General features: G+C 75.6%; 8 protein-coding genes. 6 read left to right on the forward strand and 2 right to left on the reverse strand.

The features are described 5' to 3' along the window. Window positions 1–7 precede the first annotated feature (7 nt). Window positions 8–1051: a 2-hydroxyacid dehydrogenase gene (locus tag AB0D04_RS34670; protein WP_362711363.1), complete on the forward strand. Its 1044-nt coding sequence runs from the start codon at window positions 8–10 to the stop codon at window positions 1049–1051. Between the two features lie 4 nt (window positions 1052–1055). On the opposite strand, the gene AB0D04_RS34675 is transcribed toward AB0D04_RS34670, so the two are convergent. Further along, window positions 1056–1961 (reverse strand): hypothetical protein, encoded by a 906-nt coding sequence (locus AB0D04_RS34675; protein ID WP_362711364.1) that lies wholly within the window; start codon window positions 1959–1961, stop codon window positions 1056–1058. Window positions 1962–2064: 103 nt separating this feature from the next. Further along, a complete protein-coding gene (locus tag AB0D04_RS34680) occupies window positions 2065–2958 on the reverse strand; it encodes a LysR family transcriptional regulator (protein WP_362711365.1) in 894 nt (297 codons plus the stop codon). A 397-nt stretch (window positions 2959–3355) separates the two neighbouring features. On the opposite strand from AB0D04_RS34680, the gene AB0D04_RS34685 reads away from it, so the two are divergent. From AB0D04_RS34685 to AB0D04_RS34705, 5 genes are read left to right on the forward strand one after another with little or no spacing between them, the layout of a single operon-like run. Next, window positions 3356–10168, forward strand: a complete 6813-nt coding sequence (locus tag AB0D04_RS34685; RefSeq protein ID WP_362711366.1) for an SDR family NAD(P)-dependent oxidoreductase — start codon at window positions 3356–3358, stop codon at window positions 10166–10168. Then, window positions 10161–14606 carry a beta-ketoacyl synthase N-terminal-like domain-containing protein gene (locus tag AB0D04_RS34690; protein ID WP_362711367.1) on the forward strand — a complete coding sequence of 1482 codons (4446 nt, stop codon included), beginning with the start codon at window positions 10161–10163 and terminating at the stop codon, window positions 14604–14606. Before AB0D04_RS34685 ends, AB0D04_RS34690 begins: the two co-directional genes overlap by 8 nt. Further along, window positions 14596–14913 carry an acyl carrier protein gene (locus AB0D04_RS34695; protein ID WP_362711368.1) on the forward strand — a complete coding sequence of 106 codons (318 nt, stop codon included), beginning with the start codon at window positions 14596–14598 and terminating at the stop codon, window positions 14911–14913. Before AB0D04_RS34690 ends, AB0D04_RS34695 begins: the two co-directional genes overlap by 11 nt. A gap of 7 nt (window positions 14914–14920) precedes the next feature. Next, window positions 14921–15712 carry an alpha/beta fold hydrolase gene (locus tag AB0D04_RS34700; protein WP_362711369.1) on the forward strand — a complete coding sequence of 264 codons (792 nt, stop codon included), beginning with the start codon at window positions 14921–14923 and terminating at the stop codon, window positions 15710–15712. Continuing rightward, the gene (locus tag AB0D04_RS34705; RefSeq protein ID WP_362711370.1) at window positions 15709–17028 is read left to right on the forward strand and encodes a glycosyltransferase; all 1320 of its coding nucleotides are present in this window, start codon (window positions 15709–15711) and stop codon (window positions 17026–17028) included. The genes AB0D04_RS34700 and AB0D04_RS34705 overlap by 4 nt, the downstream gene beginning before the upstream one ends. Window positions 17029–17123 lie beyond the last annotated feature (95 nt).

Raw genomic sequence — 17123 nt, forward strand, 5'->3', positions numbered from 1 at the left:
CCACCCCATGAGCACCACCGTCCTCGCCGCCGGCAACCACTTCATCCGCCCCAGCCTGTTCGCCGAGGCGGTACGCACGGCTGCAGGGGAAACACCGCTGGACATCCGGGAGTTGCAGTTCGGCTGGCCGCACACCCCCTTCGGCCCGGTCGCCGAGGTCATCGAGGCCTCCGGCACCGAGGACGAGATGATCGAGGCGCTCCGGGGCGTCGAGATCTGCGTCACCGAACACGGCCCGCTCACCGCGCGCATCCTCGCCCACTGCCCCGATCTGAAGCTGTTCTGCACCAGCCGCGGCGGCCCGGTCAACGTCAACCTCGACGCCGCCACCCGGCACGGCGTGGCCGTCTGCTACGCCCCCGGCCGCAACGCCACCGCCACCGCGGAACACACCCTCACCCTGCTGCTCGCCGCCGCCCGCGGCGTCGGCGACACCCACACCGACCTGCGCCGCGGCCTCTGGCGCGGCGACTACTACGACTACGACAACTGCGGCATCGAGATCGACGGCGCCACCGTCGGCCTGATCGGCTACGGCGCCATCGGCAGCCGCGTCGCCAAGGTCCTCGCCGCAATGGGCGCCCACGTCCTCGTCCACGACCCCTACGTACGCCCCGAGGCGCTGGCGGGCATCGCCGAGCCGGTCTCCCTCGACGAGCTGCTCACCCGCTCCCGCATCGTCTCCCTGCACGCCCGCGTCACCGACGAGACCAAGGGCATGATCGGCCGCGAGCAGATCGCCGCCATGCCGCGCGGCTCCGTTCTGGTCAACTGCGCCCGCGGCGCGCTCCTCGACTACGACGCGGTCTGTGACGCGCTGGACTCCGGGCAGCTCTCCGGCGCCGGCTTCGACGTCTTCCCCGAGGAGCCGCTGCCCGCCGGCTCCCGGCTGCTGACCGCCCCCGGCGTCGTCCTCACCCCGCACATCGCGGGCGGCAGCCGGCAGGTCGCGCACAAGGCCGCGCGGATCGTCGCCGGGGACGTCGGCCGCCACCTGCGCGGCGAGCCGCTGGCGCACTGCGCCAACCCCGAGGTACTCAAGGGCAGTTGACGGATCAGCAGCCGGGTGCGGCCTCGGGCGGCAGCGGCACCCGCCAGATCTGGCTGTCGTTCTCCGAGCCCGCCAGCAGGGTCTTGCAGTCGGCGTAGGTCACCGTCTCGCCCTGCGGCTGGGCGGGCAGCGCGACCTCGGCGAGCTTGGTGCCGGCCGCGTCGTAGACATAGCCGGTGTTCGGCCCGAGCGGCCCGCCGCTGCGCAGCACGTAGGACCTGCCGCTGGGGGAGAAGGCGCCGTCGGTCGTCCAGACCGGGTCTTCGCGCACCGGCGTGAGGCTGTTGACCTGGCCGGGCTGCGGCGGCAGCGGCGCCTTGTAGAGCTTGCCCGCGGCGCCCATCACCTTGCTCGCCACGTACAGCTGACGGTTCGTCGGGTCGATCAGCAGGGACTCGGCGTCGTGTTTTCCGTCGGAGTAGGTGAAGCGGAAGGCGGTCGGCTGCACCGTCGCATCCGCCAGCTGGTCGGGCTCGGCGAAGCGGTACACCGTGATCTCGGCGCGGCCGGCGAGGTTGTCGCCGATGTCGCCGACATGGATCGAGGGGCGCCCGCTCTCGTCGGGGCCGACGGCCATCGCCTCCCAGTCGGTGTTGGTCGCACCGCCGAGCGTGAAGGTGGCCTTGAGCTGCCCGGTGGCACCGGAACAGTCGACGGCGAACACCTGGTGGGTGTTTCCGCTGTCGTTGAGTGCGTAGATGACACCCGGGTGCTTCCCGCTCACGCCCAGACCGCTGAACTCCTTGAGCCCGGCGGGCAGGGTGCAGGCGCGCTCGGGCGCGCCTCGGTGCGGCCGGTGCGCCGGGGGATGCGCGGCGGACGGTGAGGACGGTGCGGAGGGCGCCGGGTTGGCGGCGAGGGGGACGGCGAGCGCGGCGGTCGCCAGTAATGCGGCGGGGAGTGAGGACATGCGGCCCAATGTGACGGTGGACGGTCGAAGCGCCAAGCGTTACCGCTCACCCGTTGGGCATGGGAGCGATAACGCGCCGGTATGGTACGCGGCCCGCCCCGCCTCAGCGCGACGGCTCGCGCACGGGCGCCTTGTGCTGGGCATGGGCGAGGAACGCCCGCGCCGGACGGCTCAACTGATTGCGCGCATGGACGATGCCCACCGGCCGCAGCAGCGCCGGGGTGAAGGACCGCACTTCGGCGCGCGAGCCGAAGGTCCGCAGGGCCATGTCCCGGTACCAGATCAGCGAGCCGTGCCCGCCGAGCACACTCGCCACCCACGCCAGCCGCTCATCCACCTCCAGCGCCGCCACCGGCCGCACCCTCAGCCGGCTGAACATCGACTCCAGCTCCGTGCGTCTGCCGGTGCCCCGGGTCGGCAGTACCAGCCGCAGGCCGTTCAGCCGCCGCAGCGGCAGCGGATCGGGCAGCGCCGAGCCCGGCGGCGAGATCAGCACCACCTCACGCTCCTGCAGATGGTGCGAGGACAGCTCCTGGTCCACCGGCAGGTCCACCAGCCCCAGCTCCGCGGAGCCGTTGGCCAGACACTGCACCAGCGCCTCCCGGCTGTCGTGCTGCAGGAGCTGGATCTCGACCTCGGGGTGGCGCGCCGTGAAGGCCGGCAGCAGATCCGCCGCGAGATCGATCGCGAGGGTGGGGGTGGCGACGACACTCAGCCGCTCGCGGGCCCCGTCGCAGTGCCCCTCGCCGATGTCCTCGATCGCGTCCACGGCGGCCAGCACCGTACGGGCCAGGCGCACCACACGGGCTCCCTCGGGCGTCAGCTCCACGCCCCGGCCCTTTCGGGTCACCAGCGCCACGCCGAGGTCGCGCTCCAGTGCCTGGACGGCCCGGGAGAGCGCGGGCTGGGCGACGTAGACGGCGGCGGCCGCGGCGGTGATGGACCGGGAGTCCGCGACCGCGACCAGATAACGCAGCTGCTGGAGGGTGAGGGCCATGGGCGGACCGTAGCCGCACCAGGGTGAACCCGTAAGACAAACGGAGCGTCGGCACGGTGGCCGCGCGATGACTGCGCGTGGCCGGGGCAAGACCGGGTCGGCACCTAAGCAATGCCGTTCGGGCATGGGCCGGGGCGGCGGGGGAGCGTGCGGTGGCACCCGGACGCGGGCGGCGCGGGGGACAGGTGTGCAGGTCGGGGGCGGGACGCCGGGCCCAGAGTCCGTGCCGGGCCGCCACTTTGCCGCCGTCCGAATTCAACTGCGGTGTGCACCACGGCCGTTGACACTCCACATGGGCGGATCCACGATGCAACGCGGCATCAGCGGGGCTACCGCTGGTTACCGCAGGTGGCAGTGGTAAGCGTGTGTCCGCCCCCAGGCAGCAGAAGGAGCGCCCGTGGTCCCCCGGCCCCCTCTCCCCCTCTCTCCCCGCCCCGGCCCGCCCCCCGCCGCGGGACGCGATCTCGTCGTGGCGCTCTCGCCGTTCGAGGAACCCGCCGAACGGATCGTCACGGCGGCCGAACGCGCCGGTGCGCTCGGCCTGTTGGACCTCGGCCGCAACGCCGGACGGGCGCGCGAGGCGCTCGCCCGCACGGTCCGCCCGCACGGCGTGCGCATACCGGTGGGGTGCCAGATCACCCCCGCCGAACTGCCCGACGCGGTCGACACCGTGCTGCTCGCCGACCCCGAGGCCTACGCCGCGGCCCCCGACTGGGCCGACGGCGGCCGCCGCCGCGTCTGGGCCGAGGCCACCACCCCCGAGGAAGCCGCGGCCGCGAGCGCCGCCGGAGTCACCGCGCTGGTCGTCCGCGGCCATGAAGCGGGCGGCCGGGTGGGCGACCTCACCACCTGCGTCCTGCTCCAGCGCGTCCTGGCCGACCCTGCCGTGAACATCCCGGTCCTCGCCGCCGGGGGCATCGGCCCGCACAGCGCCGCCGCGGCCGTCGCCGGCGGCGCGGCCGGCGTGCTGCTCGACTCCCAGCTGGCCCTGACCACCGAGGGCGAGGAACGGCTGCCCCGGGCGGTCGCCGCCGTCCTGCGGACGATGGACGGCAGCGAGCCCACGCTCGTCGCGGGCCGCCGCGTCCTCACCCGCCCGGACCTGCCGGCCGGCCCGCTCCCCGTCGGCCAGGACGGCGCCTTCGCCGCCCGGCTCGCCGCCCGCCACCGCACCACCGGCGGCATCGTCCAGGCCGTACGGGCCGCCGTCACCCATCACCTCGCAGCGGCCGCGCGCGCCCGCCCGCTCGCGCCCCGCCCCGAAGGCCGCCATCTGCCCGTCGCCCAGGGCCCGATGACCCGGGTCAGCGACGAGGCCGCGTTCGCCGCCGCGGTGGCCGCCGAGGGCGGGCTGCCCTTTCTCGCGCTCGCCGTGATGGACGGCACCCAGGTGCGCCGGCTGCTGGCCGAGACCGCCGAGCGGCTGGGCGACCGGCCCTGGGGCGTCGGCCTGCTCGGCTTCGCGCCACCCGAGCTACGGCGTGAACAGCTCGCCGCCGTCGCCGAGTTCGCCCCCGAGTACGCCATCATTGCCGGCGGCCGGCCCGCCCAGGCCGCACCCCTGGAGGCCGCCGGCACCCGGACCTACCTCCATGTCCCCTCACCCGGCCTGCTCGAGCGCTACCTCGACGAAGGCGCCCGCAGATTCGTCTTCGAGGGGCAGGAGTGCGGCGGCCACATCGGCCCCCGGGCCAGCTTCCCGCTGTGGGAGGAACAGACCGAACGGCTGCTCGCCCACGACCGGACGCACCACGGAACGGCCGAGGAGCTGGACATCCTCTTCGCCGGCGGCATCCACGACGCCCGCTCGGCCGCCATGGCCGCGGCGGCCGCCGCCCCGCTGGCCGAACGCGGCGCCCGGATCGGCGTCCTGATGGGCACCGCCTACCTCTTCACCGAGGAGGCCGTCGCCACCGGCGCTGTCCTCCCCGCCTTCCAGGACACGGCGCTGGCCTGCGACCGGACCGTCCTGCTGCACACCGCGCCGGGCCATGCCACACGCTGCGCCGACACCGCCTACGCCGAGGAGTTCGCGGCCGCCGAGCGGCGCCTGGCGGCGGACGGCAGCGACCCGCGTGCCCGCTGGGAGGACCTGGAGCGGCGCAACCTCGGCCGGCTGCGGATCGCCAGCAAGGGCCTGCGCCATACGGACGGCGGGCCGGCGCCGGTGGGGGAGCCGGAGCAGCTGCGCGAGGGCCTGTTCATGCTGGGCCAGGCCGCCACCACCCGCAGCGCCACCACCACCGTCGCCGCACTGCACACCGCGGTGACCGAGGACGCGACGGCGCTGCTCGCGGCGCGGGCGGAGAGCTTCCGGCCCGAGGAGCCCCCGCGGCAGCAGGCCTCGCCGCTGGACATCGCCATCGTCGGCATGGCCTGCTGCTATCCGGGCGCACCCGACACCGCCCGCTTCTGGTCGAACATCGTCACCGGTGCCGACTCCGTCACCGAAGTGCCCGCCGAGCGCTGGGATGCCGCCACCTACCACGACCCGGACCCCGCGCGGGCGGGCGAGCGCACCCCCTCGCGCTGGGGCGGCTTCCTGCCCGCCGTCCCCTTCGACGCCCTCGCCCACGGCATCCCCCCGGCCTCCCTCACCGGCATCGAACCGGTGCAGCTGCTCGCCCTCGACACGGCCGCCAAGGCCCTCGCCGACGCCGGATACGCCGACCGCGACTTCGACCGCGCCCGCACCAGCGTCGTCTTCGGCGCCGAGGCCGGCACCGAACTCGCCGGCGCCTACGGCCTGCGCGCGCTGCACCCCGCCTACCTGGGAGACCTGCCGCCCGCCCTCGACGCCGAACTGCCCCGCCTGACCGAGGACTCCTTCCCCGGCGTCCTCGCCAACGTCATCGCCGGGCGCATCGCGAGCCGCCTCGACCTCGGCGGCGCCAACTGCACCATCGACGCCGCCTGCGCCTCCTCGCTCGCCGCGCTCGACCTGGCCTGCCGCCAACTCCGCGACGGCGACAGCGATATGGCCCTGTGCGGCGGCGCCGATGTGCACAACGGCATCAACGACTACCTGATGTTCGCGTCCGTACGCGCCCTGTCGCCCACCGGCCGCTGCCGTCCCTTCGACGCGGCGGCCGACGGTATCGCCCTCGGCGAGGGCGTCGGCTGCCTGGTCCTCAAACGCCTCGAGGACGCCGAACGCGACGGCGACCGGGTCTATGCGGTCGTCAAAGCCGTCGGCACCTCCAGCGACGGGCGGTCCCTCGGACTGACCGCGCCCCGGCCCGAGGGGCAGCGCCGCGCCCTCGAACGCGCCTACCGGCGGGCCGGAGTCAGCCCCGCCGAGGTCGGCCTCCTCGAAGCCCACGGCACCGGAACCGTCGTCGGCGACGCCACCGAACTCGCCGTCCTCACCGACCTGTTCACCGCCGCCGGAGCAGCACCCGGCGGCTGCACCCTGGGCTCGGTCAAATCGCAGATCGGGCACACCAAATGCGCGGCCGGCCTGGCCGGTCTCATCAAGGCCGCGCGCGCCGTGCATGCCGGGGTCCGGCCGCCGACCCTCCATCTGACCCGGCCGGAATCGGACTGCGGGCCGTTCCGCTTCGAGGCCGTCGGCGCCGCCCGGCCCTGGCCGGTTGCCGCCGGGCGCCGCATCGCCGGGGTGAGCGCCTTCGGCTTCGGCGGCACCAACTACCATGCGGTGCTTGCCGGTTACGCCGACGCCCCGGAGCCCGCCCACGCCCTGGAGGACTGGCCCGCCGAACTGTTCTGCTTCCGCGGCGCCGACCGGCCCGCGGCCGTACGGGCCATCGAGCGGCTCGCCGCGCGGCTGGCGGACAACGACACGGCCGGGCGGCCGTGGCCGCTGCGCGACCTGGCCGCCGAGTGCGCGGCGGCGGACGGCCCGGCCCTCCAGGTGTGCGTCGTCGCCGAGAACCTCGACGATCTCGCCGCCAAGCTGGAAGCGGCCCGGCGGTTCACCGCCACCGACGGCGTCCACATACGCGAGGAGGCCGCCGACCCCGGTCTGGTCGCCTTCCTCTTCCCCGGCCAGGGCAGCCAACGCACCGGAATGCTGGGCGAGTTGTTCCTCGCCTTTCCCACGCTTCGCACCCTCCTGGACGGCGCCGTCCAGGACGTGGTCGCGGCCATGTACCCGCCCACCGCCTTCACCGCCGAACAGCGCACCGCCCAGCACGCCGCCCTCACCGACACCCGCATCGCCCAGCCGGCCCTCGGCCTCGCCTCGGCCGCCGCCCACCGGCTGCTCACCACGCTCGGCGTCCGCCCCGACTGCGCGGCGGGCCACTCCTACGGCGAGCTGACCGCCCTGTGGGCGGCGGGCGCCTACGGCACCGAGGCGCTGCTCCGGCTCAGCACCCGCCGCGCCGAGGCGATCCTCGGGGCCGCCGGGGACGACCCCGGAGCGATGGCCGCGGTGGTGGCCGGTCCGGACCGCGTACGGGACCTGACCGGCGGCACCGGCGTCGTCGTCGCCAACCACAATGCGCCCGAGCAGAGCGTGATCTCGGGGCCCACCGATGCGGTGGAAGCGGCCGTGGCGGCGCTGGATACGGCGGGCGTCGAGGCCCGCCGCCTGTCGGTCGCCTGCGCCTTCCACAGTCCCCAACTCAACGGTGCACAGCAGGAGTTGGCCGCCGAACTGGCCGCGACCCAGGTGTCCGCCCCCGCGTTCCCGGTCTGGTCCGGCGCCACCGCGCGCCCGTACCACCCCGAAGCGTCCGCGGTACGGGCCACCCTGGCGGGGCAGGTCGCCGAGCCGGTCCGCTTCATGGAGCAGATCGAGGACATGTACGCCGCCGGGGTGCGCACCTTCGTGGAGGCCGGGCCCGGCCGGGTGCTCACCGGACTCGTCGGCCGCATTCTGGGCGAACGCCCGCACACCGCCGTCGCGTTGGACGTACCGGGCGAGCCCGGACTGGCCCGGCTGCCGCACGTACTGGGCCGGCTGGCCGCGGCCGGGGTCCCGATCGACCCGGAGGCGCTGTTCCGCGGGCGCACGCAGCCGCTGCCCGCCACCGCACCACGCCGTCCGGGATGGCTGGTCGACGGGCACCTGGTCCGTACCGCCGACGGCGCCTGCCTGCCGGGCGGCCTGCGTCCGGCGCGGCGGGTGGAGGTGCCGGCCGCGAGTGGCACGGGCTCCGATCGCGATGCCGCCGTGCTGGAGTATCTGCGCGGCGCGCGCGAGCTGGTGACCGCCCAACGGGACGTCGTACTGCGGTACCTGGGGGAGACGGCGGCGCCGCCCGAGCCCGTACGGGAGCGGACCGGCGCGCCGCAACCGGATACCGCCGGGGCGGAATCCGGGGCCGAGCCACCCAGGGAGGAAGAACGTCCGACGTCCGGCGGGCTCCTCGACACCGTACGGGACATCATCCACACCCGGACCGGCTACCCGCGCGAGATGCTCGACGCCGGGCTCGACCTGGAGGCCGACCTCTCGGTGGACTCCATCAAACGCGTGGAGATCATCGGCGCGCTGGCCGACCGGATCGGGCTGCCGCGGGACGCGGACGGCGCCATGGAGTCGGCGGTGGAGCAGCTGGCGAAGGTGAAGACCATCAGCGGCATCGTGGAGTGGATCACCGCCGCCCGGCCCGAGCCCGAGCCCGAACCGATCCTCCACGAACCGAGCACCCCCGAGCCCGCGCCGGTGCGGGCCGCCCCCGAGCCCGCCCCCGAGCCCTCCGCCGCGCCCGCCTCCGTACGGCCCCCCACCCGCTACCTGGTCGAGGTCGCCCCGCTCGGCCCGCCCGCGAGCCGGCCGCCCGCCGAGGTCGTGGCGGGCAGCGACTTCGCCGTGGTGGAGGACGGGCAGGGCGTGGCGCTCGCCCTCACCGCGCTGCTGGAGAGCCACGGCGCGCGGGTGCGCACCGTCCCCGCCGAGCGCCTGGCCGAGGTCAGTGCGGCGGGAGTGGTGGACCTCAGCGCGCTGCGGGCGGGCCGCGGCGCCGTACTGCCCGGACAGTACGCCGGGTTGCGCACCGCCCTGACCGGCGGGGCCCGCTGGCTGCTGCTGGCCACCGCGGCCGGCGGCACCTTCGGGCAGCCCGCCACCGAGGACGCCCTGGACCCTTCCCCAAGCTCTCAACTCCTCCCCCAAGTTCTCGACTCCGCTCGAACAGGGGGGACCCCCATGCGCAGGGGAGACCCCTGTCCGGGCGCGGGGCTGCGCGGCTTCGCCCGTACCGCCGCCCTCGAATACCCCGACGTCCTGGTCCGCGCCGTCGACATCGACCCCAAGGACCGCCCCGAACGCATCGCCGCCCACCTCCTCGCCGAACTGTGCGCCCCCGGCGAACCGGTCGTGGTGGGCCGCACCAACGGGACGCGGACCACCCTGCGTACCGTCCCCGCACCGCTGCCCGGCGACCGCGCCGCCACCGCGCCGCTCGGCCCCGGCTCCGTGGTCCTGCTGACCGGCGGCGCCCGCGGCATCACCGCCCGTACGGCCCTCGCCCTGGCCCGCGCCCACGGCTGCCATATCGAACTCCTCGGCCGTACGCCCCTGGACGGGCCCCCGGAGGACCCGGCGCTCGCGCACGCCCACGACCGCATCGCCCTGCGCGCCGCCCTGATCGCCCAGGGGCTGCGCCGGCCTGCCGAGATCGAGGCCGCGGCCACCGCGATCCTGGCCCGGCGAGAGATCACCGGCACGCTGGCCGCCCTCGCACCGCTCGCCGCCTCCGTCCGCTACCACGCGGCCGAGGTCACCGACGCAGCCGCCGTACGGGCCGTGGTGGACGACATCAGGGCCCGGCACGGCCGCCTCGACGGCATCGTGCACGGCGCGGGCACCCTGGAGGACAAGCTGCTGCGCGACAAGGACCCGGACTCGTTCGCGCGGGTCTTCGCCACCAAGGTCGACGGCGCCCGCCATCTGCTCGCGGCCGCCGGCGACGACACCGGCTTCACCGTCCTCTTCGGCAGCGTCGCCGGGGTGTTCGGCAACCGTGGCCAGGCCGACTACGCCGCCGCCAACGACGCCCTGGACACCCTCGCGGCCGCCTGGTCGGCCCACATGCCCGGCCGCGTCCTCGCCGTCGACTGGGGACCGTGGGCGGCCACCGGCGGCGGCATGGTCACCCCGGAGCTGGAGCGCGCCTACGCCCGCCGCGGCATCCCGCTCCTGGACCCCGATGCCGCGGTGGCCGCCCTCCTGGACGAGCTGGCCCGCGGCACCGCCTCCCAGGTGGTCCTGGCAGCGGAGGTGGCGGCAGATGAGTGAGACCGGACCGCGGCCCACGGACGCCGCCATCGTCGGGATGGGGGCGGTCTTCCCCGGCGCCGTCGATCTCGCCGCGTACTGGCGCAATCTCTCGGCCGGTACGGACTGCGTCGGCGACGTGCCGCCCGGCCGCTGGGACCCGGAGGTCTACTACGACCCACAGGGCGCCGAGGGCCCCGCCCGCAGCGACCGCTTCTACTGCCGGCGCGGCGGCTTCCTGGACGATCCGGCCGCCTTCGACCCGACCCGCTTCGGCATCATGCCCGCCGCCGTCGCGGGCGCCGAGCCCGACCAGCTGCTCGCCCTGCGCGCCGTCTCCGACGCCGTCGCCGACGCGGGCGGCCCGGACCGGCTGCCCGCCGACCGCTCCCGTATCGGCATCATCCTCGGCCGCGGCGGCTTCATGGGCGTGGCCACCGCCCGGCTCGACCAGCGGGTCCGCACGGCCCATCAACTCGCCCTCAGCCTGCGTGAACTCGCCCCGGAACTGGGGGAGTCGAGGATCGCCGCCGTACGGGACGCCTTCCAGGCGAGCCTCGGCCCCGAACAGCCGGACGCCTCCATCGGCCTGGTGCCCAGCTTCACCGCCGCCCGCACCGCCAACCGGCTGGACTTCCGCGGCCCCGCCTACACCCTCGACGCCGCCTGCGCCTCCTCGCTGCTGGCCGTGGACCAGGCCGTCGGCCTGCTGGCCGCCGGCCGCTGCGACCTCGTCGCCGCCGGGGCCGTGCACCACTGCCATATCGCCACCCTGTGGAGCGTCTTCACCCAGCTGCGCGCGCTCAGCCCCACCCAGCACATCCGCCCCTTCGACCGCCGGGCCGACGGCACCCTGCTCTCGGAAGGCACGGGGGTCGTGCTGCTCAAACGGCTGGCCGACGCCGAGCGGGACGGGGACCGGGTCTATGCGGTCCTGCGGGGCGTGGGCGTGGCGGGCGACGGGCGTGCCTCGAGCCTGATGAGCCCTCAGGTCGACGGACAGGTAGGGGCCTTGACGCGGGCGTGGCGCGGCGCAGGCCTCGACCCCGCACGGCCCTCGGCGATCGGGCTGCTGGAGGCGCACGGAACCGGGACCCCGGTCGGCGATGCGGCCGAACTCACCACCCTTGCCAGGGTGTTCGGACCTCCCGGAGCGGACCGCGGCACACCCATCGGCCTCGGCTCGGTGAAGTCGATGCTCGGCCACACCATGCAGGCCGCCGGCATCGCCGGGCTGATCAAGGCCGCCCTCGCCGTCCACCACCGGACCCTGCCACCGACCCTGCACCTGGACGAACCGCACGAGGGCCTGGCGCACACCCGTATGCGTCCGGTCACCGCGGCCGAGCCCTGGGACGGCGGGCGGACACCCCTGCGGGCGGGCGTCAACGCCTTCGGGTTCGGCGGAATCAACGCGCACGCGATCCTGGAGGAGGCACCAGGGCGGCGGGGAAGTCCGGCGGCGCCGCTCCCGCCGCGGGTGACGGAGCCCGAGCGGACCGTCCTGCTCGCCGCACCCACCCCCGGCGCACTGGCCGAAGCGCTGCGCGACGCGGGGGAGCGCGGGCCCGCTCCCGACGACGCCCCCTGCCGCCTCGCCCTCCTCGACCCCACCCCGCAGCGCCGCGCCCTGGCCGCCAGGATCCTCGCCCGCGGGCTGCCCTGGCGCGGCCGCGGTGACGTGTGGTTCACCCCGAGCCCCCTCTTCGGGCCGTACGCCAAGGAGCCGGGGGCGCGGCTGGCGCTGCTCTTCCCCGGGCTGGAGGCGGAGCCGGCGCCCCGCGTGGACGACATCGCCGACCACCTGGCGCTGCCCCGGCCGCGGGTCACCGGCGGCAGCGGCCTGATCGAGCGAGCCGTCGACACCCTCGCCGTCGGCCGGCTCCTCGCCCGCGCCGTGCGCGAACTCGGCCTGGAACCCGATCTGTTGAGCGGCCACAGTCTCGGCGAGTGGACCGCCATGGTGGTCGCCGGAATGTATCCGCCGCGGGCCGTGGACACCTTCCTCGACTCGCTGCGGCCCGGCTCCCTCGCCGTACCCGACCTCGTCTACGCCGCCCTGGGCTGCGGCGCCGAACAGGCGGCCGCGGCGCTCGACGGCCTGGACCGGGTCGCGCTCAGCCACGACAACTGTCCCCACCAGTCGGTGATCTGCGGCGATCCCCGGCAGGTGACCGAGGCCGGGCGCAGACTCGCAGCCCAGGGCATCCGGTCCCAGGAGATGCCGTTCCGCTCCGGCTTCCACACACCGATGTGGGCGCCCTACCTCGATCAGACCGGTGCCGCCTTCGACGCCCTCCCGCTACAGGCCCCACAGCTGCCCGTATGGTCGGCCACCACCGCCACCCCCTTCCCCGAAGAAGCTTCTGCCGTACGCCGGTTGGTGCTGCGCCACCTCCTGGAACCGGTCCGCTTCCAGGAGCTGACCCGGCGCCTGTACGAGAGGGGGGTCCGCGGCTTCGTCCAGGCCGGCGCCGGCAGCCTCACCGGCTTTGTGGGCGACACCCTGCACGGGCGGGACCATCTCGCCGTCGCCGTCGCCGACACCCGCCGTGACGGTATGGCCCAACTGCGGCGGATGGCCGCCGCGTTGTGGGCCGAGGGGCTCAACCCTCGCTGGGACCGGATCCTGCCGCGCGGCACCGGCGGCGGGCCGGTGGTCCGCCTCGACCTCGGCTCGCCGCTGGTCCGCCTCGGCGACACGGCGCCGCCCCTCGCACTCCACACACCCGCCGACCACCCGCTCCCGCACCCCCAGCCGCCGGACGCCGATCCCGTCCGGCAGGCCCTGGACGCGGTCCTCGCCGCCACCACCGCCGCGACGCAGCAGGTCACCGCCGCGGCCACCCCGGCCGCACCGCGAACCGGCCCCCGCCACACCACCCCCCGCCACACCACCCCCCGCCACACCACCCGCCGCCTCTCCCTCGACACCCTGCCGTACGTCCGCGACCACTGCGTCTACCTCCAGCCCGACAACTGGCCCGAGCCCGCCGACCGCTTCCCCGTCGTCCCCATGACCACCCTGCTGGAACTGGCCGCCGAGGCCGCCCACGAGGCCCGGCCCGGCCTCACCGTCATCGGCTGGTCCGACGTACGGGCCCTGCGCTGGCTCCCCGTCGCCCCGCCCGTCGACCTCGCCGTCACCGCCACCCCCGCCGAGGACGGCCGCGTCCGGGTGGCCCTCGGCGACTACGCCACCGTCACCGTCCACCTCGCGGCACACCACCCGGCTCCGCCGCCCCCCGACGCCTCGGCGCTGACGTCCGGCGGACCTGCGCCCGTCAGCGCCGAGGCCCTCTACCGGGACCGGTGGATGTTCCACGGCCCGCAGTTCGCCGGCGTCCACGAGATCGGCACGCTCGCCGCCGACGGCATCCGCGGCGCCCTGCGCGCCCTCCCCGCGCCCGGCGCCCTCCTGGACGCCGCGGGCCAGCTCCTCGGCCACTGGATGCAGCTGAAGCTGACCGGCGACCGGCTGGTCTTCCCGGCGACCCTGGACCGCGTACTGCTCTACGGGCCGCCGCCCCGCGCGGGCGCGCTGCTGACGGCCACCGCCCGCATCCGCGAGGTCCGGCCCGGCTCGGTGCGCGGCGATGTGGAGCTGCGCGGCGCCGACGGGGGCGTGTGGGCGCGGCTGGAGGGCTGGACATACCGGCGGTTCGGGGCCGATGAGCGGGTGTGGCCGATGAAGTTCACCCCGGAGGTGTGCGGCATCGGCGAACCCCGGCCCGGCGGCTGGTGCCTGGCCCGGCGCCGCTGGTCGGACCCGGCCTCGCAGGAGCTGGTCATGCGCCGCTATCTCGACGCCGCCGAACGCGCCCACTACGAGCGGTGCGCGCCCCGCACCCGCGCGGCCTGGCTGCTGGGCCGGATCGCGGCCAAGGACGCGGTGCGCGAGCTGCTGTGGGAGTCCGGCGCCGGGCCCGTCTTCCCGGCCGAGGTCGCCGTCGCCGACGACCCGCACGGCCGCCCGCGCCCGGCGGGCCCGCTCGCCGACGGCATCCACCTCGCGCTCGCGCACCGGGACCGGATCGCCGTCGCCCTGGCCCACCGGACGGGTCCGGTGGGCATCGCCCTCGAGACCGTCACCGACGAGGCCCGCGCCCTGGAACGCCTCGCCCTCACCCCGGCCGAACGCCGCCTGGCGGACGACCTCGCCGGGCAGGACGTCGGCTCCGGCCGGGCGTACTGGCCCACCGCCCTGTGGTGCGCCAAGCAGGCCGCGGCACAGGCGGCCGACGGCGGTCCGGGGGGCCGCCCCCAGGAGTGGAGCGTGACGCCGGCACCGGGCGGCGCATTCCACGCGACGTCCCCGTACGGCCACACCCGCACCGTCCACCTCGACTCCGTCCACGACCGGTCCGCGCACCACGTCGTCGCCTGGACCGGCCCACGGCCCCAGGACCGTACGGGCACCCCCACCCTCACTCCCACGGAGGCCACCCATGGCAGCTGACCCTCGCCCCGAACGCATCCGCCGGATCCTGGACGAGATCACCGACATGCTGGTGAGCGTCGCCGGCGAGGAACTCCTCGTCGTCGGCGCCATCACCCCGGCGACCACCTTCAACGACGATCTGGCGCTGGAGAGCATCGAGTTCGTCGCCCTCGCCGAGCTGCTGCAACGGCGCTACGGCACCGAGGTGGACCTCCTCGGCTTCCTCGCGGAGAAGGACATCGACCAGATCCTGGCCATGACCGTCGGCGAACTCGCCGCCCACATCGACCGGGTCACCGCGGCCGGCCCGGCCTACACGGGCTGAGCGCGCCATGACCCTCACCCGCGCAGGCCGGCTGCGTCTGCACACCCAGCAACTCCCCGGCCACGGCGACGCTCCCACCGTCGTCTTCCTCCACGGGCTCGTGATGGACAACCTCTCGAGCTTCTACGTCACCCTCGCGGGCCCCGTCGCCCGCGCCGGCCACCCTGTGCTCCTCTACGACCAGCGCGGACACGGCCGCAGCGACCGCCCGCCCACCGGCTACGACAGGGACACCGCCGTCGCCGACCTCGCCGCGCTGCTCGCCGCGCTCGGCCTCGACCGCAGTCCAATCCATCTGATCGGCAACAGCTACGGCGGCGCCCTCGCCCTGCACACCGCGCTCGTCCGTCCCGACCTGGTCGCCTCGCTCGTCCTGATCGACGCCCATCTGACCGGCGAGTGGGTCGAGGACATGACCGACACCCTCTCCGTGGCCGCCCTCGGCCTCGAGGACGGCCGGATACCCGAGCAGCTCGCCTCCCTCGGCCGCCGCAAGGAGGCCCGGCTGACCGCCGGCGCCGACGCTCTGCTCAACCGCACCACCCTCATCGAGGACATCGCCGCGGCCCCCGCCTTCACCGCCCGCGACTTCGCCCGGTTGCGCCGCCCGGTCCTCGCCGTATACGGAGAACACTCCGAACTCCTGCCCGGCGCAAGGGAGTTGGCGCGCCACGCACCCGACTGCGAACTGGCCGTGCTGCCCGGCGTGGGGCACACGGTGCTCAAGGAGGCCACCGAAGGGCTGCGCGACGCGGTGCTGGGACGGCTCGGCGCCATGGCCGGGGCGGTGGCCGGATGAGGGCCCTGTTCGTCGTCCCGCCGCTGGCCGGGCACGTCAACCCCACGCTCGCGGTCGCCGCCGAACTCACCGCCCGCGGTCACCAGGTCGCCTGGGCCGGGCCCGCCGCGGCCCTCGCGCCGCTGCTCCCGCCGGGCGCCCTGCTCCACTCGGCGGGCGACCGGGGCGCGGCCGACGGCTATGACGTCCTGCACGCACGCTGGCGCGATCTGCGCGGCGTGGCGGCCCTGCGCTTCCTGTGGGAGGAGGCCCTGATCCCGCTCGCCCACGCGATGCTGCCCGGGGTGGACGCGGCGGTCGAGGCGTTCGGGCCCGATGTGCTGGTGGCCGATCAGCAGGCTTTCGCCGGGCCGCTGGTGGCGCGGCGGCGCGGTCTGCCGTGGGTGACGTCGGCGACCACCTCGGCGGAGTTCACCCGGCCCTTCGAGGGCTTCCCGAAGGTGGGGGAGTGGGTGGCGGAGCGGATCGCGGCGCTGCTGGCGGACTGCGGCGCGCCGGGCGGCTGGGACCCGCGGTTCTCGCCGTATCTGGTGGTGGTCTTCTCTACGCGGGAGCTCATCGGGGGGTCGCCGGAGCTCTCGGGCGCTTCGCCGGCGGTCCCCCCACCCCACCCGCACACCCTCCCCCGCCCCCACCCTGCCCTCCCCCCGAAGGGGGGAGGGCAGGGTGGCGGGGGGTGGGGGCGGGGGCCGGAAAGCGGAGGTGCGGAATTCGCTTTCGTCGGGCCCGCCTTCGGCCACCGCCCGCCCGCCGGCGACTTCCCCTGGCGCCGCCTGGACCCCGGCCGGCCCCGCGTCCTCGTCTCGCTGGGCACCCTCAACCGTGAGGCGGGCGCCCGCTTCTACCCCGCGGTGCTGTGCGCCGCGGAGGCCCTCGCGGACCGGGCGCAGGTGATCCTGGCCGCCCCCGGCGACCTCACCGGGACCCTCCCGCCGAATGTGCTGCACCAGGAGTACGTCCCCCAGCTCCAGCTGCTGCCGCACCTCGACGCCGTGCTGTGCCACGGCGGCCACAACACCGTGTGCGAGGCGCTCGCCCACGGGCTGCCACTGGTCGTGGCGCCGGTCCGGGACGACCAGCCGATCGTGGCCCGTCAGGTGACCGAGGCCGGCGCCGGCGTACGGGTGCGGTTCGGCCGGGCCCGTACGGACGAGCTGCGCCACGCCCTGGCCGCCGTACTCGACAACCCGGCGCACCGCAGCGCGGCGCGCCGCATCCAGGCGTCCTTCGCCGCGGCGGGCGGCGCCGTCGCCGCGGCCGACCGCCTGGAGAAGCTGCCCGCCATGGACCCGACCCCGACCAAGGAGCGACCGTGATGCCGAGGAAGCGAGCGCACCGCCCTGTAGTTCCTTCGGTTCCTGTTCAGCCTGCGGGTGTACGGGTGAGGGGGTGGAGGGAGTCGTGAGGCGCC

Origin of the sequence: Streptomyces sp. NPDC048483, assembly GCF_040651455.1 — a bacterium.
Taxonomy (GTDB): Bacteria; Actinomycetota; Actinomycetes; order Streptomycetales; family Streptomycetaceae; genus Streptomyces.

What these genes read in the sequence shown, in the direction of transcription:
- AB0D04_RS34690 (WP_362711367.1), top strand. Translation starts at nt 10,161, where the DNA reads ATGAGTGAGACCGGACCGCGGCCCACGGACGCCGCCATCGTCGGGATG.
- AB0D04_RS34705 (WP_362711370.1), top strand. Translation starts at nt 15,709, where the DNA reads ATGAGGGCCCTGTTCGTCGTCCCGCCGCTGGCCGGGCACGTCAACCCC.
- AB0D04_RS34670 (WP_362711363.1), top strand. Translation starts at nt 8, where the DNA reads ATGAGCACCACCGTCCTCGCCGCCGGCAACCACTTCATCCGCCCCAGC.
- AB0D04_RS34695 (WP_362711368.1), top strand. Translation starts at nt 14,596, where the DNA reads ATGGCAGCTGACCCTCGCCCCGAACGCATCCGCCGGATCCTGGACGAG.
- AB0D04_RS34680 (WP_362711365.1), bottom strand. Translation starts at nt 2,958, where the DNA reads ATGGCCCTCACCCTCCAGCAGCTGCGTTATCTGGTCGCGGTCGCGGAC.
- AB0D04_RS34700 (WP_362711369.1), top strand. Translation starts at nt 14,921, where the DNA reads ATGACCCTCACCCGCGCAGGCCGGCTGCGTCTGCACACCCAGCAACTC.
- AB0D04_RS34675 (WP_362711364.1), bottom strand. Translation starts at nt 1,961, where the DNA reads ATGTCCTCACTCCCCGCCGCATTACTGGCGACCGCCGCGCTCGCCGTC.